Origin of the sequence: Mesorhizobium sp. M1348, assembly GCF_040317925.1 — a bacterium.
In the GTDB taxonomy this organism is placed as follows: domain Bacteria; phylum Pseudomonadota; class Alphaproteobacteria; order Rhizobiales; family Rhizobiaceae; genus Mesorhizobium.
The window spans coordinates 74301-101134 of sequence record NZ_JAMYLH010000007.1; the positions used below are offsets into that span (position 1 = coordinate 74301).

The window sequence follows — 26834 nt, forward strand, 5'->3', positions numbered from 1 at the left end:
CATGCGCCAGACCTGGTTCCAATCCACCAATGCCCGCGTCGCCGGTGCCTTTGCCGTCGCTGTCGCCTTGCATCTCCTTGGCACCTTGCTCATTCCGGGCTACTCCCAGCCCTTCGCCATTCGGGCACTGTTGGTGATCGCCTCGCTGCTGGCGGTGGCATCGATCGGCCAGACCCTCGTCGTCATTCTCGGCGGCATCGATCTGTCGATCCCGTTCATCATCGGCTTTGCCAATGTCGTTGCCGCACAGCTCTACGGCGGCGGCTGGAATTTTGCTCTTGTCTGCGCGGTCGTCGTCGCGCTCGCCATACTGATCGGGGCGCTGAACGGCCTGATCTCGCGCGGGCTCGATATCCACCCGCTGATCGTGACGCTCGGCGTCGGCATGATCGTGCAAGGTGCTGTCCTGTTGTGGACCGGCGGCTTTCCATCCGGATCGGCGCCTGCAGCGGTTTCCGCCTTCGTTTCGATTGGCGGTTCGGTCGGACCGCTGCCGGTGCCGGGGCTGGTGCCATGCGTCGCGGTGCTGACCTTGCTGGTGGCGCTGGTGCTGGCGCGCACGCCATACGGCCGCCGTCTCTATGCGCTGGGCAGCAACCCAGGTGCTGCGCCGCTGGCGCTGATCGATCCAGTCCGAATGTGGACGGTCACCTATGCCGCGAGCGCCTTCTTTGCCGCCGCGGCCGGCGTGCTGCTGCTCGGCTTCACCGGCTCCGCCTATGGCGATGTCGGCCAACCCTATCTGTTCCAGACGATTGCGGCAGTGGTGGTCGGCGGCGCCGCCCTTGTCGGCGGCCGCGGCAGCTATTTCGGCACCGTTGCCGGCGTGCTGGTGCTGACGGAGATCAACACGCTGCTGATCGGCCTCGGCTTCCGGCCCTCGACGGTGCAGGCGGCACTTGGCCTGGTCATCGTGCTCCTGGTTTCGCTCTACGGCCGCGAGCGGCACGTGTCGGCGACCATCTGAGCCGGCCTACAAACTCCACAGCCGCTTGGCGTTGCCGGAGAGCAGCTTTCGCCGTTCATCGGTGCTGGTGCCGGCAAGCAGCGCGTGCGTTGCCGCAATCCAGGTCGCAAGCCCGCCGCCGAGCGTGCAGACCGGCCAGTCGCTCCCCCAGACGACGCGGTCCCAGCCGAAACATTCGATGGTGTGCTCGACATAGGAACGCAGCGTTTCGACAGTCCAGGATCCGGCATCCGCATAGGCGACCACACCGGAAATTTTGCCGACGACGTTCGGTCGCCGCGCGATCTCTGCCATATGCTCGCGCCAGGGGTGCTCGGCACCACCCTTGATGTCGGGCACGCCGCAATGGTCGAGCACGAACTGCACGTCCGGCGCGAGGTCGGCGAGTGCGATCGCCTTGGGGATCTGGTGGGGCAGAACGACGAGGTCGAAGGTCAGGCCGCTGCCGGCTAGCCGCTTGATGTTTTCGCGGAACAGCGCGCCTTCCGAGAGCTCATCCGGCATGACGTGCAGCACCCGGCGAAAGCCTTTGACGAAAGGATCGGCGCGCTGGCGCTCGAGATAAGCGGCAAAGCCTGGCTCTTCCGGACGGCAGGAGGCAATCGCTCCCCTCAGCAAACTGCCCTTTTGCTGCGAGAGCGCTTTGACATGGCCGGTTTCGGCCTCGATGTCTGCTGGATCGACATCGACCTCCATATGCAGTGCGCCCTCGATGCCTGCGCGGCGGGCCTGGACTGCATATTCGTCGTAGGAGAAATCGCGGTTGAGCGCCGGCACGCCGGCCAGCCAGGGATAGCGCAGCGCGGACTGGTCGATCAGGTGCAGATGAGTGTCGAAGATCATGGTGGCGCTCTCCTCCTTGGCGACGTCGAGATCATCTCACGGAGAAATTGTTCATTCAAATAAGAATTTATCTCGATTGCTTGACGGTCGATCCCGCCAGTTGCGACAGCTTTTCGGTCGCTGCCAGCAACAGCTCTATCGTCCTGGTGATGTCGGGCGCCTTGAGTGCGTTGACCAGGGTTATGTACGGGATCGACAGTGCGGCGATCGCCTTGCCGTCTGAGCCGAGAACGGGCGTCGACAGGTTGAACACGCCGGCCGTCTGCATCGACGCCATCATCTCGTAGCCGCGTTCCCTAATCTGGTCGAGGCGAGCAAAGAATTCCGGCGACTGCGGCGGCTTGTCGGTGCTGCGCAGATGTTCGGAGATCATCATCTGCCGCTCTTCCGGCGGGCGGAACGCCAGCAATACATGGCCGGACCCGGTGTCGAACAGGCTGATATGCGAGCCGACGCGGATAGAGATGCCCCAGTAATCCGGCGCTTCCTGCTGGGCAATGACCACGGCGGAACCGCGATCGAAGACGACGAGCTGATTTGCCTGCTGTGTGGTTTCGGCCAGTTCGCGCATCAGCGGCGTCGCATAGGAAACCAGCCGGCGCACCGGCGCGTGCAGCTGCGTCAGGCCAAACAGCTTGAGCGTCAGCGAATAGCGGTCGCCATCGGGACGCGTGACGTAGCCGCGCCGCACCAGCCGATCCAGCATGCGGTAGAACTCATTCGGGCTGCGGTCGAGTTTCTTGGCGATTTCCGCCTGCGTCAGGCCGCCGTCGACGCCGGCCAGCAGCTCGAGGATGTCGAGCCCCTTGTCCAACGCCGGGGCTCGATAGCGCTCGTCTTCCTCGTCCTCTGCCATTGGGCTTCTCCAGTGAATTTCACATTTCATATACGCATAACGGTTGCTTCCGGAAGAACTTTCGGCTTGACGATCCTATAAATGTTTTGTTTGTATATGAATGAAGCTGCCGATCGACCCCACTATGGATCGACGCAGACCCTTGGGAGGATACCAATGACGAAACTGTTTTGCGGCCTGTCGGCCGGCGCAACGCTGCTCGCACTGGGTGCGAGTGCCCTTGCTGCCGACCTGCCCGGCAAATTCGACGGCGTCACTATCGACGCCAAGCTGATCGGCGGCCAGCAATATGAAGGGCTCTACGCGCGCATCGGCGAATGGGAAAAACTGACCGGCGCCAAGGTCAACGTGATCTCGAAGAAAAACCACTTCGAGCTCGACAAGGAGATCAAGTCGGACATCGCCTCCGGCAGCATCAACTGGTGCGTCGGCTCCAACCACTCGTCCTTCGCGCCGCAATATCCTGATATCTACACCGATCTCAACAAGCTGCTGCCGAAGGAGGAGATCGACGCCTTCGTGCCGTCGACGATCAAGGCCTCGACGCTCGAGGGCAAGCTGGTAATGCTGCCGCGCGCGCAGTTCGACGTCTCGGCGCTCTATTACCAGAAGAGCCTCTACCAGGACGAAGCCAAGAAGGCCGCCTACAAGGCCAAATACGGCAAGGACCTGACACCACCCGACACCTGGGACGAGGTCGCCCAGCAGGCGGAATTCTTCGCCAGCCCGCCCGATTTCTATGGCACCCAGTTCGCCGGCAAGGAAGAGGCGATCAACGGCCGCTTTTACGAGATGCTCATCGCCGACGGCGGCGAATACCTCGACAAGGATGGCAAGCCGGCCTTCAACTCGGAAGCCGGCGTGCACGCGCTCGACTGGTTCGTCAATCTCTATAAGGCCAAGGCGGTGCCGGCCGGCACCACCAACTATCTGTGGGACGATCTCGGCCAAGGCTTTGCCTCAGGCACCGTCGCCATCAACCTCGACTGGCCGGGCTGGGCAGGCTTCTTCAACGATCCAAAGTCGTCGAAGGTCGCCGGCAATGTCGGCGTGAAGGTGGCGCCGAAGGGATCGGCCGGCATTCGCACCGGCTGGTCGGGGCACCACGGATTTTCGGTCACCGAAAACTGCGCCAGCAAGGAAGCTGCGGCGTCGCTGGTCTGGTTCCTGACCAATGAGGACAGCCAGAAGCTCGAGGCGGCAAGCGGCCCACTGCCGACCCGCACGGCGGTGTGGGACTGGGACATCCAGCAGGCGGCCAGCGATCCCTATAAGAAGGAAGTGCTGGCGGCTTTCCAGGAAGAGGCAAAGCACGCTTTTGCCGTGCCGCAGACACCTGAATGGATCGAAATCTCCAACGCCGTCTATCCCGAATTGCAGGCCGCCATCCTTGGCGACAAGACCTCCAAGCAGGCGCTGGACGACGCTGCCGCCAAGGCCACGCAAATCCTCGAGGACGCCGGCAAGCTTTGACCATTCTCCCAAGGGGCGCTGCGCTTATCGAAGAGCGGCGCCCCGCATTTTTTTCGGACCATGCGCAACACGCTTTGTCTTGATCCCAGCTCGCCAATGGCGGCCTTCGGTGTCCGGGCGCCAACCAGAACCGGATCGACATGAAAGGCTGGAGACCCTCGCCACCATTGCTGCTCCTGCTGCCGGCGGTGATCGTGCTGGCGGCGGTGGTGGTGGTGCCGTTGCTGCTTTCGCTCTACTCCAGCTTCACGCCGTTCCGGCTGACCAGGCCGGAGACGTTCTGGGTCTTCATCGGCGCGCGCAACTACGTCGCCATCCTGACCAGCCGCGCTTTCTGGGTCGCCTTTGCCCGCACCGTGGTGCTGCTGACCGTCGCGCTCAACCTGGAAATGCTGATCGGGCTCGGGCTGGCCCTGCTGGTGGAGAAGGCATCGCGCGGCCAGCGGGTTCTGCGCACCATCATGATGTTTCCGATGATGTTTTCGCCGATCCTCGTGGGCTTCCAGTTCAAATTCATGTTCAACGACAATATCGGCCTGGTGAACAATGCCCTGCAGGGGCTCGGCCTGACCGACCGCGCCATCCCGTGGCTGATCGACGGCAATCTCGCCTTCATCGCCATCCTGATCGCCGAGATCTGGTCGTCGACCTCGGTGTTCGCGATCCTCATCCTGGCCGGGCTGCTGGCGATGCCGCGCGAACCGGTCGAGGCGGCCCGCGTCGACGGCTGCACGCCGTGGCAGACATTCCGCTATGTCACCTGGCCGTTCATCATGCCGTTTGCCTTCATCGCCATGACCATCCGTTCTCTCGACGTCGCGCGCGCCTATGACATCGTCAAGATCATGACCGACGGCGGCCCCGCCGGCCGCACCGAACTGGTCTGGACGCTCGTCGCCCGCACTGCCTACAGCGACGCCAGGATGGGAATGGCCAATGCCATGGCCTATTTCTCGATCCTGCTGTCGATCCTGTTCACCGTCTATTTCTACCGCAAGCTCGCCGCGGCGCGCACGCAGATCGCGGCGGAGTGGTGAGGATGGACCAGAACAGCCTGCATCGCGTCGGCAACAAAGCGCTCGGCATCGTTCACGGCATCGGACTGTTCCTGGCCATGCTGGTCATCTGCCTGCCCGGCATCTGGATCGTGCTGTCGTCGCTCCGGCCGACCGTCGAGATCATGGCCAAGCCGCCGGTGTGGATCCCGCAGCAACTCTCGCTCGACGCCTACATCGCCATGTTCAGCGGCGTCGGCCAGGGCGGCATTCCGGTGCTCGACTACTTCCGCAATTCGCTGATCATCTCGGTGACCTCGACGGTGATCGCCATCGTCATCGGCATGGCCGGCGGCTATGCCTTTGCGCGCTATCGCTTCCGCGCCAAATCGGCGATGTTCCTCGGCCTGATGCTGACGCGCACGGTGCCCGGCATCGCACTGTCGCTGCCGCTGTTCTTCGTCTTTGCGCGGCTCGGCATCATCGATACGCATTTCGGGCTGATCCTGGTCTATGTCGCACTCAACGTGCCCTTCACCGTCTGGCTGATCGACGGCTTTTTCCGCCAGGTGCCGAAAGACCTCGCCGAGGCGGCGCAGATCGACGGCTGCACGCGCTGGCAGGCCTTCTGGCAGGTCGAGTTTCCGCTCGCCGGCCCCGGCATCGCCTCGGCCGGCATCTTTGCCTTCCTCACCTCCTGGAACGAGTTCGCGCTCGCCTCGCAGCTGACACGCTCGATCAACTCCAAGACCCTGCCGGTCGGCCTGCTCGACTATACGGCCGAATTCACCATCGACTGGCGCGGCATGTGCGCGCTGGCCGTGGTCATGATCATACCGGCGCTCACGCTTACCTTCATCGTCCAGAAACATCTCGTCGGCGGCCTCACTTCCGGCGCGGTGAAAGGCTGACATGGCAACTGTATCGCTCAAGAAACTCACCAAGAGCTATGGTCCGGTGGCGGTGGTGCACGGCATCGACCTCGAGGTCGCCGACCGCGAATTCATCGCGCTTGTCGGGCCGTCCGGCTGCGGCAAGTCGACGACCCTGCGCATGATCGCCGGCCTCGAGGCGATCAGCGACGGGGTCATCGAGATCGGCGGCCGCATGGTCAACGACCTGCCGCCGCGCTCGCGCAACATCTCGATGGTGTTCCAGTCCTACGCGCTCTATCCGCATATGACGGTGCGCGAAAACCTGGGTTTCTCACTAAAAATAGCCGGCGCCGCGAAAGATGAAATGGACCGCCGCGTCGCCGAGGCGTCCGGCATTCTTGGCCTCGACCAATTGCTCGACCGCCGGCCGTCGCAGCTGTCGGGCGGACAGCGCCAGCGCGTCGCCATGGGTCGCGCCATTGTGCGCGATCCCGACGTCTTCCTGTTCGACGAGCCGCTTTCCAATCTCGACGCCAAGCTTCGGACGCAGATGCGCACCGAGATCAAGAAACTGCATGCCAAGGTCCGGTCGACGGTGATCTACGTCACCCACGACCAGGTCGAAGCGATGACATTGGCCGACCGCATCGTCATCATGCGCGACGGTTTCATCGAGCAGGTCGGCACACCCGACGAGGTCTTCCGCCGGCCGCAGACACGCTTCGTGGCCGGCTTCATCGGCTCGCCGCCGATGAATTTGCACGAGGCGGTTGTCGACGACGGACAGCTGCTGTTCGCCAGCGGCGAGAGATTGCCTCTGCCCAGCCAGTTCAAGGCCAATGTCGGAACCGGCGACAAAGTCGTGTTCGGCCTCAGGCCCGACGACATCTATCCGACGGGACACGGCATCAGTTCCGGCGAAGAGGTCGACGTCCACCAGGTGGAACTGCCGGTGACCGTCACAGAACCACTCGGCAACGAGACGCTGGTGTTTGCCGAATTCAACGGCAGCGACTGGGTATCGCGCATGCTCAATCCAAAGCCGCTCAAAGCCGGCGACCGGGTCAAGATGAGCCTGGACCTGTCGCAGGCCCATCTGTTTTCTGCCGAAACGGGCAAGACATTGCGAGGTTAAAATCATGGCAAAGATCGAGAAAGTCGAACTGCGGATGGTCGACCTGATGCCTAAGGTCAAGCGCACCGATGCCATCCAGAGTTTTGTCTCACAGGAAACACCGATCGTCACCATCACCGATGCCGACGGCGCGGTCGGCACCGGCTACAGCTATACGATCGGCACCGGCGGCTCGTCGGTGATGCGGCTGCTGGCCGACCACCTTGCACCGCGGCTGATTGGCCGCGACGCCGACATGATCGAGGCGATCTGGCACGAGCTGGAGTTCGCCACCCATGCCACGACGATCGGCGCGATCACGGCAATCGCGCTCGCGGCCATCGACACTGCGCTTTGGGATCTGCGGGCGAAGAAACAGGGCCTGCCGCTGTGGAAGCTGGCCGGTGGCGCCAAGGACCGCTGCCCGCTTTACACGACGGAAGGCGGCTGGCTGCATATCGAGAACGGGGCGCTGGTCGAGGATGCACTGGACGCCAAGGCCAAGGGCTTTCGCGGCTCGAAGGTCAAGATCGGCAAGCCGCACGGCTCCGAGGATCTTGCCCGCCTGACGGCGGTGCGCCGGGCGGTTGGAGACTCCTACGAGATCATGACCGACTGCAACCAGGGCTTTTCGGTCGACGAGGCAATCCGCCGGGCCGAACGCTTGCGTGAACTCGACCTCGCCTGGATCGAGGAACCGCTGCCAGCCGACGACATTGACGGCCATGTGCGGCTGTCGAATGCCACATCGACGCCGATCGCCATCGGCGAGTCGCTCTATTCGATCCGGCATTTCCGCGAATATATGCAAAAGGGCGCGTGTTCGATCGTGCAGGTCGATGTCGGCCGCATCGGCGGCATCACGCCGTGGCTGAAGGTGGCGCATGCAGCCGAGGCGTTCGACATACCGGTCTGCCCGCATTTCCTGATGGAACTGCATGTCAGCCTGACATGCGCCGTTCAGAACGGCAGATATGTCGAGTATATTCCCCAGCTCGACGAGCTGACCGGGAAGAAAATGCGTATCGAGGACGGGCACGCATTGGCGCCGGACGAGCCCGGCATCGGCATCGACTGGGACTGGGATGCGATCAAGGCGAAGAGCATCGCGGAATTCACCACGCCGATAGTAAAATAGGAGTCGGACATGCAGCGAATGGGAATGGTGCTCGGCCTCAAGCCGGAGAAAGTCGCCGAGTACGTGCGGCTTCACGCTGCTGTGTGGCCGGACGTCCTCAAGATGATTTCCGCCTGCAACATCAAGAATTATTCGATTTATCTGAGGGAGCCGGAGCACCTTTTGTTCAGCACCTTCGAGTACCACGGCACCGACTATGCCGCCGACATGGCCAAGATGGCCGCCGACCCCACGACGCAGGAATGGTGGGCGCTGTGCATGCCATGCCAGGAGCCGCTGCCGACCCGCAAGGAGGGTGAGTGGTGGGCGTCGATGGACGAAGTCTTCCATTATGACTGATGACATTTTCGATCCTTCCTCGCTCTCCCAGGCCTGGGCACAGCCGTCAAAGCCCAGGCCGATCGTGATTTTCGGCGCCGGCTCGATCGTCGGCGATGCGCATTTCCCGGCCTATGGGAAAGCCGGTTTCCCGGTTGCCGGGCTTTTCGACCCCGACCTGGCCAAGGCGGAAAAACTGGCGCAGAAATGGGGCGTCACCGCTTACCGGTCGCTCGAGGAAGCTGCGTCAATCAAGGACGTCGTCTTCGATCTGGCGACGCCGCCGGCCTATCATGCCGGCGTGCTCAGGGCGCTGCCCGATGGTGCGGTGGCGCTGATCCAGAAGCCGATGGGAAGTGACCTCAGCCAGGCGACCGAGATCCTTGAAATCTGCCGTTCCAAAAACCTCAAGGCGGCGGTGAATTTCCAGCTGCGCTTTGCGCCGATGATGCTGGCGCTCAAGGATGCTATCGCCAAGGGCTGGCTCGGCGACGTGGTCGATTTCGACGCATGGCTGGCGCTGGCAACACCCTGGCAGCTCTGGGAATTCCTGTTGCAGGCGCCGCGCGTCGAGATCGCCATGCATTCGATCCATTATCTCGACCTAATCCGGCAATTGCTCGGCGACCCCAAGGGGGTTCACGCCAAGACACTGGGCCATCCCGGCCATAAGGTTGCGCAAACGCGCACCAGCGCGATCCTCGACTATGGCGACACCGTCCGCTGTGCGCTGTCGATCAACCACGATCACAAATTCGGTCGAAAACACCAGGCCTGCGAATTCCGCATCTGCGGCACCGAAGGCGCCGCTTACCTCAAATTAGGCGTCAACCTCGACTATCCGCGCGGCGAGCCGGACATTCTCGAAATCTACCCCAAAGGCGGCACGGACTGGATTGCGGTTCCACTCGTCGGCGCATGGTTTCCGGACGCCTTTGCCGGCCGCATGGCCAATGTCCAGCGCTACGTGTCGGGCGAGGACGCCGAGCTTGTCAGTTCCGTCGAGGACGGCTGGAACACCATGGCGCTGGTCGAAGCCGCCTACCAATCGAGCGCGGCGCCGGCAACACCGATAGCGGCGAGGCCCTGACATGGAGCAGACGATCTACTTTGAGGACTACCAGATCGGCTCGTCGCGCATGACCAGCGGGCGCACCATCACCGAGACCGACTTCGTCGTCCATGCCGGCCATACCGGCGATTTCTTTCCCCACCACATGGACGCCGAGTTCATGAAGGCGACGCCGTTCGGCCAGCGCATCGCCCACGGCACGCTGGTCTTTTCGGTCGGCGTCGGGCTGACGGCAAGCGTCGTCAACCCGGTTGCCTTCTCCTATGGCTACGACAGACTGCGCTTCATCAAGCCGGTGTTCATCGGCGATACGATCAGGACCCGCACCACCATATCGGCCAAGGAAGACGACCCGAAGCGGCCCGATTCAGGCCGGGTCGTCGAGCGCTGCGAGGTGATCAACCAGCATGGCGACGTGGTGCTGGTCGCCGACCACATCTACATCGTCGAGCGTCGCGACAAGCCGAGCAGAGCCTCGACCGATCGCGCTGAAACCTAAAGACAAAAAAACCGCCTTGCGGCGGCTCCTCGGTGCGAATCAGCACCATACGCAAATTAGTAGCTGCCGGCACAAAGCAAGAACAAAATGTGGCACTGTCGGCAAAAAATGCGAATTCACATCACCCACTCCCGTCTTTATCCGCTTGCCGAGGTCGCGCTCAAGGGCGCCTGCCCCCGAACGTTAAGGTGGAACTGTCGACAGGCAGCGGATGGTGCCGACATCGGGAATTGGTCATATCCGGTTGACCGGATATACCGGCTTGCCGCCGCGCAGGACCGCTGCGACATCGGCAAACACCTTGTTGCGAACCTCCGCGTAAGACTGGGTCGAGTAGTGCGCCGCGTGTGGACTGACCAGGACGGCGTCCAGCGCCAGCAGCGGATTGTCGGGCGAAGGCGGCTCCTGCTCGAATGTGTCGATGCCGGCGCCTGCCAAATGGCTGCGCCGGATCAAATCCGCCAACGCGACCTCGTCAACCAGGCCGCCACGGGACACGTTGATGAGCATCGCCCCTTCCTTCATGCGCGAGAGGGCTTGCGCCGACATGATGTTTCTGGTTTCCGGTGTCGCTGGAACATGCAACGAGACGATGTCGGCCCTGGCAAGCAGCTCATCGAAACCGACCGGTTCAGCACCGCCGGCCGTAATGCGCTCCGCCGGCATATGCGGGTCGTATGCGATGATATGAAAGCCGAAGACCCGCGCCCGCTCGGCAGTCAGCCGCCCGATCTGGCCGAAGCCGATCACGCCGAGGATCTGCCTGTCGGGCCGCGTGATGCCGGCGCCATCGGTCATTGCAGCCCAGCGGCCGGCACGCACCGCGCTGTCGAACTGCTTCAGCCTGCGCGTCAAGGCCAGGATCAGGGCCATAGCGTGGGTGCTGACTTCAACCAGATTGGCGTCCGGCACGTAGGTTACCTGAACACCGGCACGGCTGGCGGCCTCGACGTCGATCGAGTCGAGCCCTACGCCGAACCGTCCGATGACCTTGAGCCTCTTCAGTTCCGCCAAGACGCGACCCGTGATCGGCTCCCGCAATACCATCAATGCGTCGGCGTCGCGGCAGTGTTCGATCAGGGCATCTTCCGTGAGCAGCGTCTTTTCGACAAACTCGACGTTCAAGCCGTCGAGGTAGCGCAGCTGCTCCTCCTCGACTGACAGCACACCGTCGGTCTTGATGATCTTCATGCCAGACTCTTGCTATGAGGCGCTGCGCGCCGAGACGACGCCGGCGGCAAGGCCGGCGCCGAGAAACATCGTATCGCTAGCCAGCATGTAGAAGCTGATGCCGTGCCGCGACCATTTGCCGACATCATCCGCCGAAGGGCGAAAGATGCCGACGGCCTTGCGGGCCGCACGCGCCGCGGCCGCGATCCTGATAATCGCGGCATTGAGCTTGTCCTGGCCGGCCGGCCCCATGGCGTCGATCGAGACCGACAGGTCGCCTGGGCCAATGAAGACCACGTCGACGCCGTCGACCTGGACGATGTCGTCGATGTTGGCGAGGCCTTCGGCCGTCTCGACCTGGATGGCGACCGTCAGGACCTCGTTGGCCGATTTGAGGTAGTCCGGAATCCTGTAGCCATAACCGGCGGCGCGGCCCGGGCCGACACCGCGTGCGCCGACCGGCGGGTAACGGCAGGCCATGACCGCCATGCGCGCTTGCTCGGCCGTCGAGACGCGCGGCACCAGGACGCCCGACGCGCCGGCGTCGAGCGCAGCCGCCATCCACTCCGGCGTGTGGCCGGGAACGCGCACCATCGCAGGAACCTTGTGGACATCCGCGGCGCGGATCAGATCCTCGATCAGCTCGCGGCCAATCTGCGAATGCTCCCAGTCGATGCACAGGAAATCGACCCCGCTGGCAGCCGCCACTTCGACCGCCACCGGATGCGGGATGGCGCAGAAGGTGCCGATGAGGCGATCGAGAGAGACACATTTCTTGCGAAAGTCGTACATGAAATCTCCAGAAATTTTTCGGCGTCGGCAAACCTGTTTGCGCTATGTGGCCCTTGACGAAGGATGCACGGCTTCCGTCGACATCGGGAAATGCCGGCTGCCGCCTGAAAACGGCGGGAAGGTCTTGTAGTCGGCGCGCATCTCCAGCCGCGCCGGCGACTGCAGCGCGTGCGTCAATGCCGCGGGACTGTCGAACATGACGCGATTGCGCTGCATATGGTCGATCCGCGGCCAGGGCAGCGAACCGCACCAATCCAGTCGCGACAGAACCTCGATGTGGCGAATGCCGGGGAAGCCCCGCATCAATTGCGGATGATGCGTCACATAGTGGTGGAGCCAGACATTCATGTCTTCGGCCGGCCCGGGATAGTGGACAAGATAGCTGCAGGGCAGCCCGGATGTCTTGACGCCAGCGTCATCGACGGGAAACGGGCGCACGCACATTGCCTGTTGCGTCGGCCTCGAAGCGGCGATGCTCGACAGCATCTCCGGCGCGGCAAGCGCCTGCAGATGGCCGGACGGCGCCAGCGCCGCCTCCAGGTCCGCCAATTCGTCGAAATAGAGCTGGAAGCCAAAGACCGGCGGTGGACCATCGTCGTTGAACATGTCTGTCGCCACTTCGGGCAGATAGATGTTTGCAAGCGCAAGGCCCGGCGTTGACGCGATCACACGCCGCACAGCGTCAACGTCTTCACGGGCGATGGCCAAATTTGCCTCGCGGTCATCATGGAAGAAAGCAAGATAGGCAAAGCGCATGTGGACACCTGCTGGATCGAGTTCGACTAGATCAAATTCGGAAGAAAGAGGGCGATCTGCGGAAAGAGGACAATCAGCAGGATCAGCAGAAGCGTCAGCGCGATGTAAGGCGCCGCAGCCATGGCAACCGTTTTGAGCGACGTCCCTTTCGGCGCGACACCGATCATGATGAACAGCAGCAGACCAAAAGGCGGCGTGGTGAAGCCGACCTCGTAGGCGAGCAGCAGGATCAGCCCGAACCATACCGGCTCGTAGCCGAATTGCTGGGCGATCGGCAGGAAGATCGGCAGCGTGATCAGCATCATCGAGACCTGATCCATGAACATGCCGAGCAGCAGGATGACGAGCACCATCATGAGCAGCATGGGATACGGTCCAAGATCGTAGCCCACGATGAACTGGATAAAGCCGTTGGAGGCGCCGGAGAAGGCGAATATCTGCGAGAACGTCGTCGAAGCCGAGATGATCAGGAAGGTCATGCCCGTGACCTTCATCGCATCGTCCAGCGACTTCCAGACCACCGACCAGCTGAACCGTCGGTAGACAAACAACAAGGCGAAGACGGCGGCACAGCCGAGCCCTGCCGACTCGGTCGGGGTCGCTATTCCAAGGATGATCGTGCCGACCACCATGAACACGATGACGCTCATCGGAATGATGTTGACGGCGACCGCCCTCACCTTCTCGGCCGCGGGGACGGCGGGCACCGGATAGTGGGGAGCGGCGTCTGGGTCGATCTTCGTCTGTGCGAAGATCAGCGCCGCGTACATGACGACGAGGAGCAGCCCGGGCAGAGCCCCCGCTATGAGCAGCGCGCCGACGTCGATCTGGGCCAGCGAGCCGAGCAAGACAGCCAACGAGGATGGCGGGATGATGACGGCAAGGCTTCCGGCGCCAAGCACGGGGCCGTAGGCCATGTGCGGCTTGTAACCTCGCTTCAGCATCTCGGGCACCATCAGCGAGCCCATCATGCCGGTATTGGCGAGGCTGGAACCTGACAGCGCGGAAAAGATCGTGCCGGCGGCGAGAACGACATAAGCAAGGCGTCCGCGCAGATTGCCGATGCACAGGTCGAGCGCGTAGATGACTTTCTCGCCGAGGCCGGAGCGGAAGAACAGGCTGCCCATGACGAGAAACATCGGCAGCGGGGCAAGCGCATAGGTCGAGACAGCGTCGGAGAAGTTGGCGACCATCTGCGTCACGCCGATCGAACCGCCAAAGAAGAGAAACAGCCCGATCACATTGGTGACGAAGAACGCGAAAGCGACCGGCAGCCCAAGCCCCATCAACACCAGGATGGTGCCAACAAGCACGGCGAATGGAAACAGCCAGGCCACTGGTCAGAGCCCTTCCATTTCCAGCGGATCGAGCGTGTACAGCGTGTCACGGCCGAGCAAATATCTGAGCCATTCCAGCGCGGAGAGATAGAAGGCGAGCATGATGGGCAGAAAGATCAGCCATTTCGGCATATCGAAACTGCGCGTTTCATATTCGCCGCCCGCAACGGCATCTGTCAGGGAAGACAGAGCGACGCTGCCGAGGTAGAGGCTGACCGCAATGCAGGCGAGATAGACCAGCTTTTCAAGCACCGCCCGTGCCCGCACGGGCAGCGCCTTGCGCAGGAACTCGACGAAGACATGGCCCTTGCTGTGGACCAGCCAGGGCATCGGCAGAAATGCCGCGTAAAGCAGGCCGTATTCCGTCGCCGATACTGCCCAGGCAAGCGGCCTCAGGCCCAGATTGCGGACGCATACATCAGCAACCACCGCGACGATGATGAGGCCAAGCACCACTTTTGCGCCCGCCGCCAGCGCAAGGCTCAGCTTCCCAATCGCTGCAAACAATCTGTCCATTCCCGACGACCCTCATGTCCACCTTTGCCCCCTCGGCCCAGCTTTGATGGAAGGCGCACAAGGCACCCTCGGCTCGGGCTACTGGAAGAATTTCTTCAACTGATCGATGTTGGTGGGATCGCGTTTGGCCATTCTCGCCCAGCTCGCCTGCGTGGCAGCCGCCAGGAATTTGTCGCGGCCGGCGCCGGTCAAGCTGATCACCTTCTGCCCGCCGTCGATCATCGCCTGTGCCTGCTTTTCGGACTCGGCAAGGTTGGCGTCATAGCTCGCGCGCTCGTATTCGACGGCCGTGTCGGCAAGCAGCTTCTGCGCCTCGGGCGACAGCGTGTCCCATTTCGCCTTGTTGATCGAGATCAGCACGTCGGTTTTGAAGAATTGCGGATCGACACGGTATTTGGTGAATTTGTCCCAGCCGAAGGACGCATAGCCAAATACCGTGTAGGCGTTGGCATTGACGACGCCGCGCTCGAGCGAGGTATAAACGTCCCCCGGCGCTTGCACGATCACCGTTGCGCCCAGGGATTCGAGGAAATCGCGATAGAGCGGCGACGAGCGTATCTTCAGGCCGCCCCAGTCAATGCTGCCTTCGCTGTTGAGCTTGGGTTCGTCGATGGTGAAGACGTTGAAGCCCGAGCCCGCGTCGACATGCGCCAGCAGATGGGCATTGGCCTTCTTCTCGAAAATCCCGCTGATGAAGTTCCAGCCGCCATTCTCGCGAACCTCCCACGGCGTCTTCGTCGATGCGGAGAAAACCTCGCCTTCGGGCACGAGCTCGAGGAACTGCCCTGCCGGTGTGTCGATCACATCGATCAGGCCGCTCCTGAGCGCCGCGCCCTGCTGGATCGGCGGAATGACCTCCGGCCCGCCACGGACGTTGATCTGGACCACGCCCTTGCCCTTTTCGTTCACCTTCTGAACGAACTTCAGGAAGCTCTGGGCGTAGCCGTTCTGCGTCGGCGTAAAATGCACGGCGTTGAGGACGACCTCTTCGGCCGTGGCGATACCCGCTACACCCGACATGAGTGCCGCCAGAACAAGGGATTTCCAAATGCGCATTGCCGTACTCCCTCTGATAGATTCACTTCGCCGGGGCCCATCATCGGGCCGATCTGAAATTGCACGCTGCGCCGCCACACGAACGGCGGTTAGTTGACATCATCTCCTACTGTCAGGAACCGCCCATGCGCGTAGAAGACCGGCGATCGGTCAGCGCGATCCAGCGCAACGCCTGAGACGATGCCGATGACGATCATGTGCGACGCCCGCACAATGATTTCGGCCACCCGGCATTCGAACATCGCCCGCGCGCCGACAAGCAAGGGCGCGCCGGTTTCGCCGCGCACCCATGATCCGGCTGAGAAGCGCGCGGCGCCCTTGGCTTTGGTCATGCCGCCAAAGGCACGCACAACGTTCTCCTGGTCGCCGGCGGGAAGATTGACCGAAAAAGGCAAACCTTCGCGAATGGCCGAGGCAAAGGTGCTGCTGCGGTTGACGCACGCCAACAGCGATGGCGGCTCGGCACTGAATGAGCAGACGGCCGTCGCCGTGATGCCGCAAAAGCCGATCTCGTCATGCTCCGACGCTAGAATGGCGACCGAGCCTGCCACCGCCCGCATCGCCTGCTTGAAGGCGCGCGGATTGATGGCGTCGTGCCCATCCACCCATGCCGTCGAAATGGCGGCCGCCGGCATCAATTTACCCGAAGCCCGGCCTGGCGCATCAGCGGCAACACGCGGTCACAGAAGAAGGGCAATTCGTAGGTGTAGTTGACGAATGTGAGGGCGGCGCCGGAATAACCCTGTTCCATGATCTTGGTGAGATCGTCGACGATCTTTTCCGGCGTGCCGATCAGCGGGAACGTTCCAGCACCGCCGGCGAACCTTTGCCGATATTCGGTGAAGGCCTTCGCGTCATGCGAGTTCGCGAATTCCTTCTTCTTGCGCATATGCTCGTCGACCGCACCCTCGTCCGCGCATTCCAGCGCGTAGTGCCGGTAATAATCCTCGGCTTCCTGCTGGGTCTCCCGGCAGACGACGTGGCAGACCGTGTAGACGCCGACTTCGCGTCCCACTTCAGCCGCCCGGTTGGTGATGTCGACCACATGCGCGCGGCCATCCGCAATTTCGGAAAAAGTCGAAAACAGGTAGTCGCAGTGGCGCGCCGCATAGTTGCGCCCCGGCGCGCCGAAGGCGGCGTTCATGGTCACCGGGCGCGGCACCTGCAGGCTTGGCGGGCGGCTGACGACCCCCTTCAGATCATAGAACTCGCCGCCGAAGTCGAACGGCTCCCTGGATTGGTAGGCACGCTCAATGATGTTGATCCATTCCTCGGCCTGATCGTAGGTCCGGTCGCCGACCGTCTGCCCGAACATGGCGAACTCGTCCGGGTTCCAGCCGCAGACAATGTTCAAGCCGGCACGCCCGTTGGAGATGTGGTCGACCGTCGCCAGGGCTTTTGCGGCCTGCAGCGGATGAACCAGCGGCACATGCACCGTCATGAACAGACCGATGTTCTCCGTGGCGACGGCGAGACCCGCCGCCCAGGTGAAAGTCTCGAACGACCATTCCCGCACATGCGTCAAACCGCCGAAGCCCCGCCAACGGGCGATCGGCAGCAGAAACTCGAGGCCGGCGCGATCGGCGATACAGGCGGAATTGAGGTTGTCTTCCCAGCGAGCGCGCCAGCGCTCGGGGACGGTGGTCATTGCCAGGCCGCCATCGGCGTTCATGGAAAAGACGCCGAGCTTGAACCTGTTCGGCCCTTTCAGCGGGTGCTGCTTCCTGATCATGATTTCCCCCGCCGCGACATGCTCTCACCTTCACCGCTGGAATGTTGAAGCGGTGGGCTCAGCTTCATGAAACGCTCCTCGGCGTTCTGAATGAAGTGGGTCATGCAGTCGTAAGCGGCGACGGCGTCGCGCTTGACGAATGCCTCGTAGATGGCGCGCATGCCGGCCACGACGACGGCCTGTGTCGGCTGGTGCGACAGCGTCCTTAAGCGGACGACGAGCACGTGGTCGGCGAAGCGGGCAATCGTTTGTGAAAGGCGCTCGTTCTCGACGGCACCGAGCCAACAATTCCTGAATGCCGAATTGGCCTGGAAAAAGCGGTCGGCATCGCCGGCGGCGGCCGCAGCCTCCGCCTCCCGAAGCGCGGCTGCAAGCGTCTTGAGGCTGGCGGCGTCGAGTGTCCGCGCAGCGTGCGCGGCGGCCCGCGGCTCGAGCAAGCGGCGGACCTCGAAGATGTCGGCGACATCCGTTGCGGTAAGTGTGGGCAGCGTGAAGCCGCGTGTGGTGCCGACGAGATAGCCCTCATGCACCAACTGCATCAAGGCGTCGCGGACAGGCATTCTGGAAATACCGAGCTGGGCGGCAATGTCGACATCGACGAGCTTCTGGCCAGGCGCCAATTCGCCATGCTGTATCGTCAGCCGGATTTGTTGATAGACCTGGGCACGCAGATTGCCATCGCCAACCCGTTTGAATTCTATCGTTTCCGTCATCCACGCCTTCCCATGCGAAGATTTCGTATATGGTTTGAGGCTGGTGTTCTCGCAGTCATCCGTTGAATGCAGCCCCATATCGATAGAATTCGACCTGCAGGCCCTGTTCCAATGCGAAGTGGAGCACAGGCTGGATCGCCTGGCAAGATGTTTTAAGTTTATAATGTATACTGTTTAGAGCTCGCTGTCCGGAGGGTGCGGAGCGCGCCATGCGTGCTGCCGCGCCGGGCGACGGCGGGGACAGCTAACGATCCGCTCGCTTCGGAAAAAACGTACAGACGTTTTTCCGTGACACATCCAAGCTGGCGGATTTAACTAAAATTACTTGCGATCTGCGCGCGCCGGCACGCCCACCCCCGATCCCCTCGCCGGTGCGCATTACTGGATCGCCCGCCGTATCGAAAGGTGCGGCGGGCTTTTCGTTGGCGAGGAGGCGCTTATGCGAGACTTGCCCAGGAATATCGACGCTGACCTCGTGATAGAGATCAGCAAGCTGCTCGACGACCGGGCGAAGTCGGTGCCGGTGCCAGTCCATAAACTTGCAGCGATGATCCGGCGGAGCGTCGAGACCCGTCTGACCGATCAATCCATCGAGGAGCTGATCGTGGAAATGGCCGCGACGCGGGGGCTTCCGATGCTGTTCGACTTGCCGGTGGTCCCGGTAGCAAAGGTCGACAACGTCGTGTCGATTGTCTCGGCGCGACGTCCCCGCTGACATTTCGCTCGAGCTCTACCGATCTCCGCGTCCCCATCCGATTTCACTTGTCCTGATGCGCGGGCCGAGTGTCGCCTTTCTTTTCGGGGTCGTGGGTATGGTGGCTGTCGCGTTCGCCACCGCCGCCGGAGACCTTGCTGTGGCTGCGACGGTCGGAGTCGGCCGGCGGCTTTTCGACGCTCAGCGCCTTCTTGGCGTTTTCGTGCGCGGCGCCAGGACCGCCCTGGCGGATGCTGGCAGGAGTTTTTTTCGACGTGGACATGGCCTAGCGATCTTGGACGTTGCCTTGATGAGTGGTGTTGACCTTCGTATTGCCTTGCTGGCCCTGCTTGTCGGGATCCGGAACGGCAGATTGCGGTGCCTGGTCGGCCGCTACCGATTTTTTGTCACCGGCGCCCTTTGGGCTCAGATTCTTCGGCGGCACAGGGGGAGGTTTTGTGCTCATGGCGTGTCTCCTTCCGCCACCCAAAACAAGCGGCTCGGGAGAAAGGTTCCCGAGGGTCCGATACGAAGGGCGGTTGCCGCAACGAGCCAGGTCCACAGGCCGTGGCATGACCGGCGGGAGGCCGGCACAATCCAGGACTATTTTTTGATGATGTTTCCGTTGTTCAGATCGAAGGCCTGGGCGCCGAAAGCCTGCCTGAAGAAGTCCTCCTGCAGATCGCCCCATTCGCCGAGATAGCCGCCGCAATTGCTGCAATAGATCGGCGTCGAATCCTTCGGGTTGTCGGGAATCTCCATCAGGATCGTCCCGCACGCCTTGCAATCGAGCTTGTCATCCAAACGGCGGCCCATTGGCACATGATCGCGCGTTTTCAGCCGCGCGCCAATCGTCGTTTTCGTACGCAGCCCCGAATGGCACGTTTTCCAACCAGCGAGGGGATCGAAAGCTAGCGTTCCGCCGGATTTCCGAAGGCCGGATCTCGCTGCCTCGAATACGTCCCCACCCGCGGCAGCTCATCTGGAAAGTCGACCCAGGGCAGCCTCATGTCCCAATATGCGTGGGCCTGTGGCGGAAAGCGTTCGGGGTGATCGAGAAAGCCGATCGCCAGATAGAGTTCGTCGGGCAGGCCCTGGTCGATATAGCCGATCGATGTTCCGCAATCCGCGCAGAAGGACCGGAGCACGCCGGGGGTTTTCGAAAAGGTCTTCGGTGTGCCGGTGAGCAATGTGAATTCAGAAGGCCGATAACCGACCCACACCATTAGCGGGCTCCCTATCGCCTTGCGACAGTCGTCATCGTGATCGGAGCAAACCCAGAACGGCTCGCCGCGCATTTGCGCCGTTATGGCGCCGCAAAAACAGGAACCCGTTTCAGTTCGTGGCATTGGCTAACTTCATTGCTGGACTCGCCTTCACTGCTGGCCTGGCATTTCGGTATTTTCCTTAGGGTTCTTCTTGATGCCGGCGGCAGGCGAGGTGTCGGCCGGAGCATTGCCACCCTGGTTCTGCTCAGGGGCTCTTTTGAGCGGCGAGGTTTGCCAGCCCATATCGCCGTACAAAAAACCTATGAGGAAGCCGACGATGATGATGGCCGAAATCACCATCGCAATTAACGCGTTACGTCGCTCCATTTCGCACGGCTCCTTTCTTTTAGCCGAACAAACGATGGCGGAAATGGTTCCGGGTAGACGGACGGCGTGACGGGACGGAGCCGGCCGGGAACATTCAGCCTCACGGCGGGTTCGTATGAGTGCTCTTCTACAGGGAGTGGCTCGCATGAAACCCGCCGTAACCGATCGCATCGAAACCAAGAAATACGACCACCCGACAGGCGGCTGGGGATCGCTCAAATCCCTGGTCCGCAAGGCGCGAGGCGAAGGCCTGCTATTGTCCGGGATATGGAGCACGCTGCTCAAGCAGAACAAGGCCGACGGCTATATGTGCATGTCTTGCTCATGGGCAAAGCCAGCCCAGCCGAGGCCTTTCGAATTCTGTGAAAACGGCGCCAAGGCGACGATGTGGGACCAAACCAAGCTGCGCTGCGAACCCGCATTCTTCACCGAGTACTCGGTGGCGGAACTGCTCGATTGGCCGGACCACGATCTGGAGAAGCAGGGCAGGCTTACGGAGCCGATGCGCTACAATGCCGCCGTTGACCGTTACGAGCCGGTCTCCTGGGACGATGCGTTCCGCGACATAGCTGCCGAACTGCGGCGGCTCGATCCCAAATCGGTGGTGTTCTACACGTCTGGCCGGGCCTCGCTCGAGGCCTCCTTCATGTACCAGCTTTTTGCGCGGATCTATGGATCTTCGAACCTGCCCGATTCGTCCAACATGTGTCATGAATCGACCTCGGTCGGCTTGCCGGAATCGATCGGTTCGCCGGTCGGGACCGTGCAGCTCGAAGACTTTGCGAAATGCGACATGATGTTCTTCTTCGGGCACAATACCGGGGTGACGGCGCCGCGCCTGCTGCATCCGCTGCAAGAGGCACGTCAACGCAACGTGCCCGTCTTCACTTTCAATCCCTTGCCCGAGCGGGGACTGAAGCGCTTCAAGAATCCGCAAAACCCCCTCGACATGCTGTCGCCCGGACCGGGCACCAAAATGTCCAGCGACTTCTTCCAGGTTCGTTCGGGCGCTCGACATCGCCGCGATGACGGGTATCGCCAAGGCGTTGCTGGCCCTCGACGATGCCGCCCGCGAGAGCGGCAGGACGCGTGTCCTCGATACGGCTTTCATCGCCGAACACACGCATGGCTTCGCCGAGTTCGAAGCCTTCCTGCGCAACACCCAGTGGAGCGATATCGTCGCGCGATCCGGCATTGCGCAGGCCGATCTGGAGCATGTCGCCGAGGTCTACAGCCATTCCAACGCGGTGATCGGCAATTACGGCATGGGCCTGACCCAGCATCGGCACGGCACCGAGAACGTCCAGATGCTGTGCAACCTTTTGATGATGCGCGGCAATATCGGAAAACCCGGCGCCGGCATTTCGCCGTTGCGCGGCCATTCCAATGTCCAGGGGCAGCGCACCGTCGGCATATCGGAAAAACCCGAGCTCGTCCCGCTCGACAAGTTCGCCGAATTCTACGCCTTTGAACCGCCGCGCGAGAAAGGTCTCGATACGGTCGAGACCTGCGAAGGCGTCATCGACGGATCGGTCAGGGGCTTCGTTGGGCTCGGCGGCAATTTCGTGCGGGCCGTTCCGGAAACCGGCCTGGTCGAGAAAGCCTGGCGTGGGCTCGACCTGCATGTCGAGATCGCGACCAAGCTCAACCGCAGCCACCTGATCACCAGCCGGACAACCTATCTGTTGCCTTGCCTGTCACGGCTGGAAAGAGATCATCAGGCGAGCGGCGACCAAAGGGTGTCGGTAGAGGATTCCACCGCCTGTATCCACGGCTCATTCGGGTCGCGACCTCCGGCTTCGCCACATCTGCTTTCGGAGCCCAGGATCGTTGCCGAGCTTGCCAAGGCGACATTGCCGGGCAGGAGTTCGATCCCATGGGACGAGTGGGTTGGGGATTATTCCCGCATCCGCGACGAAATCGAGCGCTGCTACCCCCAACATTTCCGCGACTTCAACGAGCGTTTCCTGACGCCCGGCGGCTTCCATCGCGACATCAAGGCGAGCAAGCGGGTGTGGGAGACGCCGAACAAGAAGGCCAATTTCAAGCTGCCAAGTGGCCTTGAAACCGACCCTGACATCGATGTCGCCGGCCGCGATGTGCTGACACTGATCACGGTGCGCTCCAACGACCAGTTCAACACGACCGTCTACGGCTACAACGACCGGCTGCGCGGCATCAGCGGCACACGCATGGTGCTGTTGATGAATGAAAAGGATATCCAGCGCCTCGGTTTGAGCGCGGGACAGGAAGTCGATCTCGAAGCCAATGCGCAGGATGGTGTGGAGCGCCGCGTGCGCGGGCTGCGCATCACGCCTTTCTCGGTGCCGGAAGGAAATTGCGCCGGTTATTATCCCGAGCTCAACCCGCTGATTCCTTTGTGGCACAGAGCCGAGAAGGCCCATGTTCCGGCCGCCAAATCGGTACCGGTGCGGATTGTTGCATAGGCGTTCGTTATTCGCGGCGGGCACGCACCACGCCGATGTGACCTGGCGCGACTTTCAAAATCGTGACCTCAGCAGGCTCGCGCGAGTTCATCCACGGCATTCAGGATCGCACTCTGGCTCGCCGGCTTCTGCACGATCCTGCAAGTGCGGAACCCGGCCGGAATTTCGCGTTCGCCATACCCAGAGAGGAAGGCGAACGGAACACCGCAGGTCCGTAACGCTTCCGCGATCGGATAGCTGGTCTCGTCGTTCAACTGGATATCCAGTAACGCCGCGTCGATGCCGCCTTCGCCAACGAGCCGGAGTGCTGCCGTCACCGACGAAACAGGCCCGACCACCTGATGGCCGGCTTTGCGCAGGTAAGCCGCCGCGTCGTCGGCGATCAGCCATTCGTCCTCGACGATCAGCACGCGCATCTGTCCGGTCACGACGAGCCCTCGCGGGTCAGAGGGAATGCGATTTCCGCCTCCAAACCATTTGAGTGGAAAGTTGTTTCAACCTTTCCGCCCAGCCGGTAGCCGATTTCGCCACGTAGAAGGGTAAGGCCGAAGCCGCTGTCGGTTGGCTCCTTGATGCGGGGGCCGCCCTTCTCGCGCCAAGTGAGCCTGAAGGTTCCGTCTGCGACCGACCATTTTACGACTATCCGCCCGGCAGGTTTCGACAGTGCGCCATATTTAGCGGCATTCGTCGCCAGTTCATGGATTGCCATGCCAAAGGAAAGCCCTTGTACCGGCTTGAGGCTCACCCGTTTGCCATGGAGTTCGAACCGTTCGGCCCCGAAGGGATCGAGTTCCTGGCGCAGCAGTTCCTCGACGGAAGCTTCGGTCCAGCTTTCTCGCGAGAGCAGACTGTAGGCTCGTGACATCGCCTGCAGCCGGCCGATCAAGGCGTCGGCGAACTCGTCTTTCGACGCCGAGTTTTCACGTGTCCGGTTGGTGATGCTGGCGACGACCGCCAGCATGTTCTTGACGCGATGGTTCAGCTCCGAGATGAGCACCTGCTGACGCTCTTCCGCCTGCGCCAGTGTCGTCACGTCGATCAGGGTCACGACCACGCCCTGGATGCTGCCGCCTTTGTCCCGGTAAGGGTTGATGCGAACCAGGTAGAACCGGCCCTTGTCGTCGCGCGTGAGATGATGGTTCAGGGTCTCTCCCGTCTCGAACACCGCCTGGATGTGCCGCTTCAGCTCGGGGTAGTCGAGCCGGCTCGAAAGATCGGTCAGCGGTCGGCCGACATCGGATGGACGCAAGTTGAAGAACGACGACGCGGCGGGAGTGAAGGTCCGCACCACAAGGTTGCGGTCGAGGAAGATGGTGGCGATTTCCGTGCTTTCGAACAGGTTTCTGAGATCGCTGTTGGCGCGATCGAGTTCCTCTATCTTGCCAGTCAGCTCCGCGTTGATGGTGTTGAGCTCTTCATTGAGCGACTGCATCTCCTCCTTCGAGGCCTCAAGCTCCTCATTGGTCGACTGCGCCTCTTCATTGACGGAGACGAGTTCCTCGTTCGAAGACTTTACTTCCTCCAGCGCGGTTTCGTATTCCTCGATGGTCGACTGCAGCCGCTCGCGTGTGTCGCGCAACTCCCGTTCGAGATCGGCCGCATCGTCGGTGCCGCGGCTTTCGCGTGCCCGCTCGGAGCGTAGCTGGGCCTGTCCCACCGGATTGAACAGGACGAGGTAGAGGGGCTCGCCATTGCCGCGCTCCGTGTACGGTTCGACCGTCAGTGTAATGAACTGAAGCTGTCCGTCGTCTTCGTCGACAGCTATGTTCTCCCGCACGACCGTGCGGCGCGTCGTGGCTGCTTCCCGCAACGCGGCGCGCAGCTCAAGTCTCAGCCCGCGGCGGGCCAGGGTCAGCAGCTGCCGGCTCGGGGCGCCTTGCGGCGCTTCCAGATATTTGCCCGTCCGTGCCGAATAGTAGACGATGTCGCCATCGCCATTGACCAGCACGTGAGGCGGGGCGAACCGCTCCAGCACCTGAGCCTCGATCGCCTGGCGGAGCGAATGACTGGCGGCATCGTTCTTCGAGCCGCCGCGTCCGACCGGACGGACATCCGCGCGGCCATTGCCGATAAGGACCGGCGGCCGCGGCGTGGCATGTTCCCGCGCCTGGAATATCCGGTGCTTCTTGTCGACCGTGGCAAACAGGTCGCCGTGCTGACCGACGCTTTCCGACGTGCCGAGGAACAGATAACCGCCCGGCCTCAGCGCGTAATGGAAGATCGGAATGGCCCGGTTCTGGATGTGCGGGCCGAAATAGATCAGCAGGTTGCGGCACGAAATCATGTCGATGCGCGAGAAGGGAGGATCGCGGATAACGCTGTGCGGCGAAAAAATGCAGAGTTCGCGCACCTCTTGGCCCAGCACATAGCTCTCGCCGTCGCTGTGAAAAAAGCGTTGCCTGCGCTGTGCCGATAGCCCGTGCAGCAGCGCTTCGGGATAACGCGCCGCACGCGCCACGGCGAGCGCCGGCTCGTCGATGTCGGTCGCGAATATCTGGACGCGCGGCGCCGCGGAAAGCTTCTCCATGCGCTCGCGCATCAGCATGCCGATCGAGAATACCTCCTCGCCAGTGGCGCAGCCGGGCACCCAGACGCGCACCGCATCGGAGGCGCTCTTGCCTTCGAAAATCTGCGGTATGATCTTGTCCTCCAGCAATTTGAACGCTTCGGCGTCGCGAAAAAAGCTGGTGACATTAATGAGCAGGTCGCGAAACAGCTTCGCCACCTCGTCGGGATCCCTCTTCAGCCGCTCTATGTAGGTGGTGATCGACTGCAGCTGCGTGATCTGCATGCGCCGCTTTACGCGACGCAGGAACGTCTTGGGCTTGTAGCCGGAAAAGTCGTGCCCGGAATGGCTGCGCAAAATGGCGTAGATTTCATCGCGGGCCCGATCCATCTCGGCCTTGTGCTCGTCGTCCGCTTCGGCCAGTCCGCTCAGCACCTCGAAGCCGCGGGCAAACGCCTGAAGCTTTGCCCCGATCTGCTCGGCGGGCGCCGCTATGTCGATCAGGCCGCTCGAAATCGCACTCTGCGGCATGTCCGGATTGCGCGGGGCGGAACCATTGGACGCCTGGGCAATCGTCAGCCCGCCATGCTCCTTGATTGCCCTGGCGCCGAGCGTGCCGTCCGAATCGCCACCCGACAAGATAATGCCGACGGCATACTCGCCCTGGTCCTCGGCCAATGCGCTGAAGAAGATGTCGATCGGCTTGCGCTCGCGGTTGAGCGTGTTCGGCCGGCGCAGCGAAAGCGCGCCCTTGCGGATGGTGAGGACGACGTTTTGCGGCATCACATAGACCTGGTCCGGTTGGACCGCCACGCCCTCCTCGGCCACGACGACCGGCATTTCGGTGTAACGTCCGATGACCTCGTGCAGCAGACTTTCCCGCTCCGGGCTGAGATGCGTGACGACGACGAACGCCATGCCGGTGCCGCCGGTCAGTCCTTTGAACAAGGCCTCCATCGCGGGAATGCCGCCGGCCGATGCGCCGACGCCGACAACGGGAAATCTTCCATTCTGGAATGCCACGCCACGCCTCTGGTAACAGCCGCGAACACGAGACCGTCAAATCGGGCCTTAGGTTAAGACCGGGCCGAGCCTCAGGCCAGCGAATAGTCTACCAACGGAACAAAGCACCGCCGGTGGGCATTAACATTTGACTTTGGAGGCGGTTCCAATGGCAAAACGACCACCTGAAATAAAGCGGGCTAAGCAAATCCTGTTGCCCTCGCCGGATCTGACCAAGTTCCCCGTATCTGAAAACATTCCGCCTCGCCTGCTCGCGCTCGCGGAACGATTGCAAGAGCTCCTGGCCAGCCACTTTGAACAAGTCTGCGCCGACGGCCGTAAAACCCGCAGGAAGAAGGAACAATGAG

At 62.1% G+C, this 26834-nt stretch carries 29 protein-coding genes and 1 pseudogene; 12 read left to right on the forward strand and 18 right to left on the reverse strand.

The annotated features are described in order from the left end of the window. Position 1: 1 nt before the first annotated feature. The gene (locus tag NKH13_RS14530) at positions 2-967 is read left to right on the forward strand and encodes an ABC transporter permease (protein WP_352912858.1); all 966 of its coding nucleotides are present in this window, start codon (positions 2-4) and stop codon (positions 965-967) included. 6 nt (positions 968-973) lie between these two features. Here the strand turns inward: NKH13_RS14530 and NKH13_RS14535 are convergent, their stop codons facing one another. Both NKH13_RS14535 and NKH13_RS14540 read right to left on the reverse strand, forming a co-directional pair. Continuing rightward, positions 974-1810: an amidohydrolase family protein gene (locus NKH13_RS14535; RefSeq protein ID WP_352912859.1), complete on the reverse strand. Its 837-nt coding sequence runs from the start codon at positions 1808-1810 to the stop codon at positions 974-976. Between the two features lie 67 nt (positions 1811-1877). Continuing rightward, on the reverse strand, positions 1878-2666 hold the full coding sequence (locus NKH13_RS14540; protein ID WP_352912860.1) for an IclR family transcriptional regulator: 789 nt from the start codon (positions 2664-2666) through the stop codon (positions 1878-1880). A gap of 156 nt (positions 2667-2822) precedes the next feature. Here NKH13_RS14540 and NKH13_RS14545 point away from each other — a divergent pair, with 156 nt between their 5' ends. From NKH13_RS14545 to NKH13_RS14580, 8 genes are all read left to right on the forward strand, one after another. Continuing rightward, entirely contained in the window at positions 2823-4139 is a 1317-nt protein-coding gene (locus NKH13_RS14545; protein ID WP_352912861.1) for an ABC transporter substrate-binding protein, read from the forward strand. A gap of 140 nt (positions 4140-4279) precedes the next feature. Further along, positions 4280-5176, forward strand: a complete 897-nt coding sequence (locus NKH13_RS14550; RefSeq protein WP_352660447.1) for a carbohydrate ABC transporter permease — start codon at positions 4280-4282, stop codon at positions 5174-5176. Between the two features lie 2 nt (positions 5177-5178). Beyond that, entirely contained in the window at positions 5179-6045 is an 867-nt protein-coding gene (locus NKH13_RS14555) for a carbohydrate ABC transporter permease (protein WP_352465970.1), read from the forward strand. Between the two features lies 1 nt (position 6046). Next, entirely contained in the window at positions 6047-7144 is a 1098-nt protein-coding gene (locus tag NKH13_RS14560; protein ID WP_352912862.1) for an ABC transporter ATP-binding protein, read from the forward strand. A gap of 4 nt (positions 7145-7148) precedes the next feature. Next, positions 7149-8261 carry a mandelate racemase/muconate lactonizing enzyme family protein gene (locus NKH13_RS14565; RefSeq protein WP_352912863.1) on the forward strand — a complete coding sequence of 371 codons (1113 nt, stop codon included), beginning with the start codon at positions 7149-7151 and terminating at the stop codon, positions 8259-8261. 9 nt (positions 8262-8270) lie between these two features. Then, complete coding sequence (locus NKH13_RS14570; protein ID WP_023676093.1) at positions 8271-8600, forward strand: L-rhamnose mutarotase; 330 nt, start codon at positions 8271-8273, stop codon at positions 8598-8600. Next, positions 8593-9669, forward strand: coding sequence for a Gfo/Idh/MocA family protein (locus NKH13_RS14575; protein ID WP_352717774.1), 1077 nt, complete (start codon positions 8593-8595; stop codon positions 9667-9669). Before NKH13_RS14570 ends, NKH13_RS14575 begins: the two co-directional genes overlap by 8 nt. Position 9670: 1 nt before the next feature. Further along, positions 9671-10150, forward strand: coding sequence for a MaoC/PaaZ C-terminal domain-containing protein (locus NKH13_RS14580; protein WP_352717773.1), 480 nt, complete (start codon positions 9671-9673; stop codon positions 10148-10150). A 234-nt stretch (positions 10151-10384) separates the two neighbouring features. Here the strand turns inward: NKH13_RS14580 and NKH13_RS14585 are convergent, their stop codons facing one another. The 9 genes from NKH13_RS14585 to NKH13_RS14625 form a co-directional block, all read right to left on the reverse strand. Continuing rightward, entirely contained in the window at positions 10385-11341 is a 957-nt protein-coding gene (locus tag NKH13_RS14585; protein ID WP_352717771.1) for a C-terminal binding protein, read from the reverse strand. A 12-nt stretch (positions 11342-11353) separates the two neighbouring features. Beyond that, positions 11354-12112 (reverse strand): HpcH/HpaI aldolase family protein, encoded by a 759-nt coding sequence (locus NKH13_RS14590; protein ID WP_352717769.1) that lies wholly within the window; start codon positions 12110-12112, stop codon positions 11354-11356. Positions 12113-12154: 42 nt separating this feature from the next. Beyond that, entirely contained in the window at positions 12155-12868 is a 714-nt protein-coding gene (locus tag NKH13_RS14595; RefSeq protein WP_352717996.1) for a hypothetical protein, read from the reverse strand. 26 nt (positions 12869-12894) lie between these two features. Beyond that, complete coding sequence (locus NKH13_RS14600; protein ID WP_352912864.1) at positions 12895-14205, reverse strand: TRAP transporter large permease; 1311 nt, start codon at positions 14203-14205, stop codon at positions 12895-12897. Between the two features lie 3 nt (positions 14206-14208). Next, positions 14209-14721: a TRAP transporter small permease gene (locus NKH13_RS14605; RefSeq protein WP_352912865.1), complete on the reverse strand. Its 513-nt coding sequence runs from the start codon at positions 14719-14721 to the stop codon at positions 14209-14211. Between the two features lie 78 nt (positions 14722-14799). Further along, a complete protein-coding gene (gene dctP / locus NKH13_RS14610) occupies positions 14800-15777 on the reverse strand; it encodes a TRAP transporter substrate-binding protein DctP (protein WP_352912866.1) in 978 nt (325 codons plus the stop codon). 89 nt (positions 15778-15866) lie between these two features. Beyond that, positions 15867-16412, reverse strand: coding sequence for a flavin reductase family protein (locus NKH13_RS14615; protein WP_352717761.1), 546 nt, complete (start codon positions 16410-16412; stop codon positions 15867-15869). Beyond that, positions 16412-17506, reverse strand: a complete 1095-nt coding sequence (locus tag NKH13_RS14620; protein WP_352717994.1) for an LLM class flavin-dependent oxidoreductase — start codon at positions 17504-17506, stop codon at positions 16412-16414. Before NKH13_RS14620 ends, NKH13_RS14615 begins: the two co-directional genes overlap by 1 nt. Further along, positions 17506-18222, reverse strand: a complete 717-nt coding sequence (locus tag NKH13_RS14625; protein WP_352717759.1) for a GntR family transcriptional regulator — start codon at positions 18220-18222, stop codon at positions 17506-17508. Before NKH13_RS14625 ends, NKH13_RS14620 begins: the two co-directional genes overlap by 1 nt. A 439-nt stretch (positions 18223-18661) precedes the next feature. Here NKH13_RS14625 and NKH13_RS14630 point away from each other — a divergent pair, with 439 nt between their 5' ends. Beyond that, complete coding sequence (locus NKH13_RS14630) at positions 18662-18937, forward strand: hypothetical protein (RefSeq protein WP_352717757.1); 276 nt, start codon at positions 18662-18664, stop codon at positions 18935-18937. Between the two features lie 43 nt (positions 18938-18980). Here NKH13_RS14630 and NKH13_RS14635 read toward each other — a convergent pair whose 3' ends face one another. From NKH13_RS14635 to NKH13_RS14655, 5 genes are all read right to left on the reverse strand, one after another. Then, on the reverse strand, positions 18981-19199 hold the full coding sequence (locus tag NKH13_RS14635; RefSeq protein WP_352717755.1) for a hypothetical protein: 219 nt from the start codon (positions 19197-19199) through the stop codon (positions 18981-18983). Positions 19200-19202: 3 nt separating this feature from the next. Continuing rightward, positions 19203-19382 carry a hypothetical protein gene (locus tag NKH13_RS14640; RefSeq protein WP_292657139.1) on the reverse strand — a complete coding sequence of 60 codons (180 nt, stop codon included), beginning with the start codon at positions 19380-19382 and terminating at the stop codon, positions 19203-19205. A 137-nt stretch (positions 19383-19519) separates the two neighbouring features. Further along, complete coding sequence (locus NKH13_RS14645; RefSeq protein ID WP_352717753.1) at positions 19520-19678, reverse strand: hypothetical protein; 159 nt, start codon at positions 19676-19678, stop codon at positions 19520-19522. A 149-nt stretch (positions 19679-19827) separates the two neighbouring features. Continuing rightward, positions 19828-20265, reverse strand: a complete 438-nt coding sequence (locus NKH13_RS14650) for a GFA family protein (protein ID WP_352912867.1) — start codon at positions 20263-20265, stop codon at positions 19828-19830. A gap of 27 nt (positions 20266-20292) precedes the next feature. Next, on the reverse strand, positions 20293-20511 hold the full coding sequence (locus NKH13_RS14655; RefSeq protein WP_254818791.1) for a hypothetical protein: 219 nt from the start codon (positions 20509-20511) through the stop codon (positions 20293-20295). Between the two features lie 145 nt (positions 20512-20656). Between NKH13_RS14655 and NKH13_RS14660 the strand changes: the two are divergent. After that, positions 20657-22958, forward strand: a pseudogene (locus NKH13_RS14660) (FdhF/YdeP family oxidoreductase). Positions 22959-23026: 68 nt separating this feature from the next. Here the strand turns inward: NKH13_RS14660 and NKH13_RS14665 are convergent. Together NKH13_RS14665 and NKH13_RS14670 are read right to left on the reverse strand one after the other, a co-directional pair. After that, positions 23027-23386: a response regulator gene (locus tag NKH13_RS14665; protein WP_352717747.1), complete on the reverse strand. Its 360-nt coding sequence runs from the start codon at positions 23384-23386 to the stop codon at positions 23027-23029. Then, the gene (locus NKH13_RS14670; RefSeq protein ID WP_352717745.1) at positions 23383-26487 is read right to left on the reverse strand and encodes a CheR family methyltransferase; all 3105 of its coding nucleotides are present in this window, start codon (positions 26485-26487) and stop codon (positions 23383-23385) included. The genes NKH13_RS14665 and NKH13_RS14670 overlap by 4 nt, the downstream gene beginning before the upstream one ends. 148 nt (positions 26488-26635) lie before the next feature. On the opposite strand from NKH13_RS14670, the gene NKH13_RS14675 reads away from it, so the two are divergent. Continuing rightward, entirely contained in the window at positions 26636-26833 is a 198-nt protein-coding gene (locus NKH13_RS14675) for a hypothetical protein (protein WP_352467976.1), read from the forward strand. Position 26834 lies beyond the last annotated feature (1 nt).

Bases quoted from the DNA above. Each gene is read 5' to 3' on its own strand.
- NKH13_RS14530 (WP_352912858.1), top strand. From the start codon at position 2: ATGCGCCAGACCTGGTTCCAATCCACCAATGCCCGCGTCGCCGGTGCC.
- NKH13_RS14535 (WP_352912859.1), bottom strand. From the start codon at position 1,810: ATGATCTTCGACACTCATCTGCACCTGATCGACCAGTCCGCGCTGCGC.
- NKH13_RS14540 (WP_352912860.1), bottom strand. From the start codon at position 2,666: ATGGCAGAGGACGAGGAAGACGAGCGCTATCGAGCCCCGGCGTTGGAC.
- NKH13_RS14545 (WP_352912861.1), top strand. From the start codon at position 2,823: ATGACGAAACTGTTTTGCGGCCTGTCGGCCGGCGCAACGCTGCTCGCA.
- NKH13_RS14550 (WP_352660447.1), top strand. From the start codon at position 4,280: ATGAAAGGCTGGAGACCCTCGCCACCATTGCTGCTCCTGCTGCCGGCG.
- NKH13_RS14555 (WP_352465970.1), top strand. From the start codon at position 5,179: ATGGACCAGAACAGCCTGCATCGCGTCGGCAACAAAGCGCTCGGCATC.
- NKH13_RS14560 (WP_352912862.1), top strand. From the start codon at position 6,047: ATGGCAACTGTATCGCTCAAGAAACTCACCAAGAGCTATGGTCCGGTG.
- NKH13_RS14565 (WP_352912863.1), top strand. From the start codon at position 7,149: ATGGCAAAGATCGAGAAAGTCGAACTGCGGATGGTCGACCTGATGCCT.
- NKH13_RS14570 (WP_023676093.1), top strand. From the start codon at position 8,271: ATGCAGCGAATGGGAATGGTGCTCGGCCTCAAGCCGGAGAAAGTCGCC.
- NKH13_RS14575 (WP_352717774.1), top strand. From the start codon at position 8,593: ATGACTGATGACATTTTCGATCCTTCCTCGCTCTCCCAGGCCTGGGCA.
- NKH13_RS14580 (WP_352717773.1), top strand. From the start codon at position 9,671: ATGGAGCAGACGATCTACTTTGAGGACTACCAGATCGGCTCGTCGCGC.
- NKH13_RS14585 (WP_352717771.1), bottom strand. From the start codon at position 11,341: ATGAAGATCATCAAGACCGACGGTGTGCTGTCAGTCGAGGAGGAGCAG.
- NKH13_RS14590 (WP_352717769.1), bottom strand. From the start codon at position 12,112: ATGTACGACTTTCGCAAGAAATGTGTCTCTCTCGATCGCCTCATCGGC.
- NKH13_RS14595 (WP_352717996.1), bottom strand. From the start codon at position 12,868: ATGCGCTTTGCCTATCTTGCTTTCTTCCATGATGACCGCGAGGCAAAT.
- NKH13_RS14605 (WP_352912865.1), bottom strand. From the start codon at position 14,721: ATGGACAGATTGTTTGCAGCGATTGGGAAGCTGAGCCTTGCGCTGGCG.
- dctP (WP_352912866.1), bottom strand. From the start codon at position 15,777: ATGCGCATTTGGAAATCCCTTGTTCTGGCGGCACTCATGTCGGGTGTA.
- NKH13_RS14615 (WP_352717761.1), bottom strand. From the start codon at position 16,412: ATGCCGGCGGCCGCCATTTCGACGGCATGGGTGGATGGGCACGACGCC.
- NKH13_RS14625 (WP_352717759.1), bottom strand. From the start codon at position 18,222: ATGACGGAAACGATAGAATTCAAACGGGTTGGCGATGGCAATCTGCGT.
- NKH13_RS14630 (WP_352717757.1), top strand. From the start codon at position 18,662: ATGCGAGACTTGCCCAGGAATATCGACGCTGACCTCGTGATAGAGATC.
- NKH13_RS14635 (WP_352717755.1), bottom strand. From the start codon at position 19,199: ATGTCCACGTCGAAAAAAACTCCTGCCAGCATCCGCCAGGGCGGTCCT.
- NKH13_RS14640 (WP_292657139.1), bottom strand. From the start codon at position 19,382: ATGAGCACAAAACCTCCCCCTGTGCCGCCGAAGAATCTGAGCCCAAAG.
- NKH13_RS14645 (WP_352717753.1), bottom strand. From the start codon at position 19,678: ATGGAGATTCCCGACAACCCGAAGGATTCGACGCCGATCTATTGCAGC.
- NKH13_RS14650 (WP_352912867.1), bottom strand. From the start codon at position 20,265: ATGCCACGAACTGAAACGGGTTCCTGTTTTTGCGGCGCCATAACGGCG.
- NKH13_RS14655 (WP_254818791.1), bottom strand. From the start codon at position 20,511: ATGGAGCGACGTAACGCGTTAATTGCGATGGTGATTTCGGCCATCATC.
- NKH13_RS14675 (WP_352467976.1), top strand. From the start codon at position 26,636: ATGGCAAAACGACCACCTGAAATAAAGCGGGCTAAGCAAATCCTGTTG.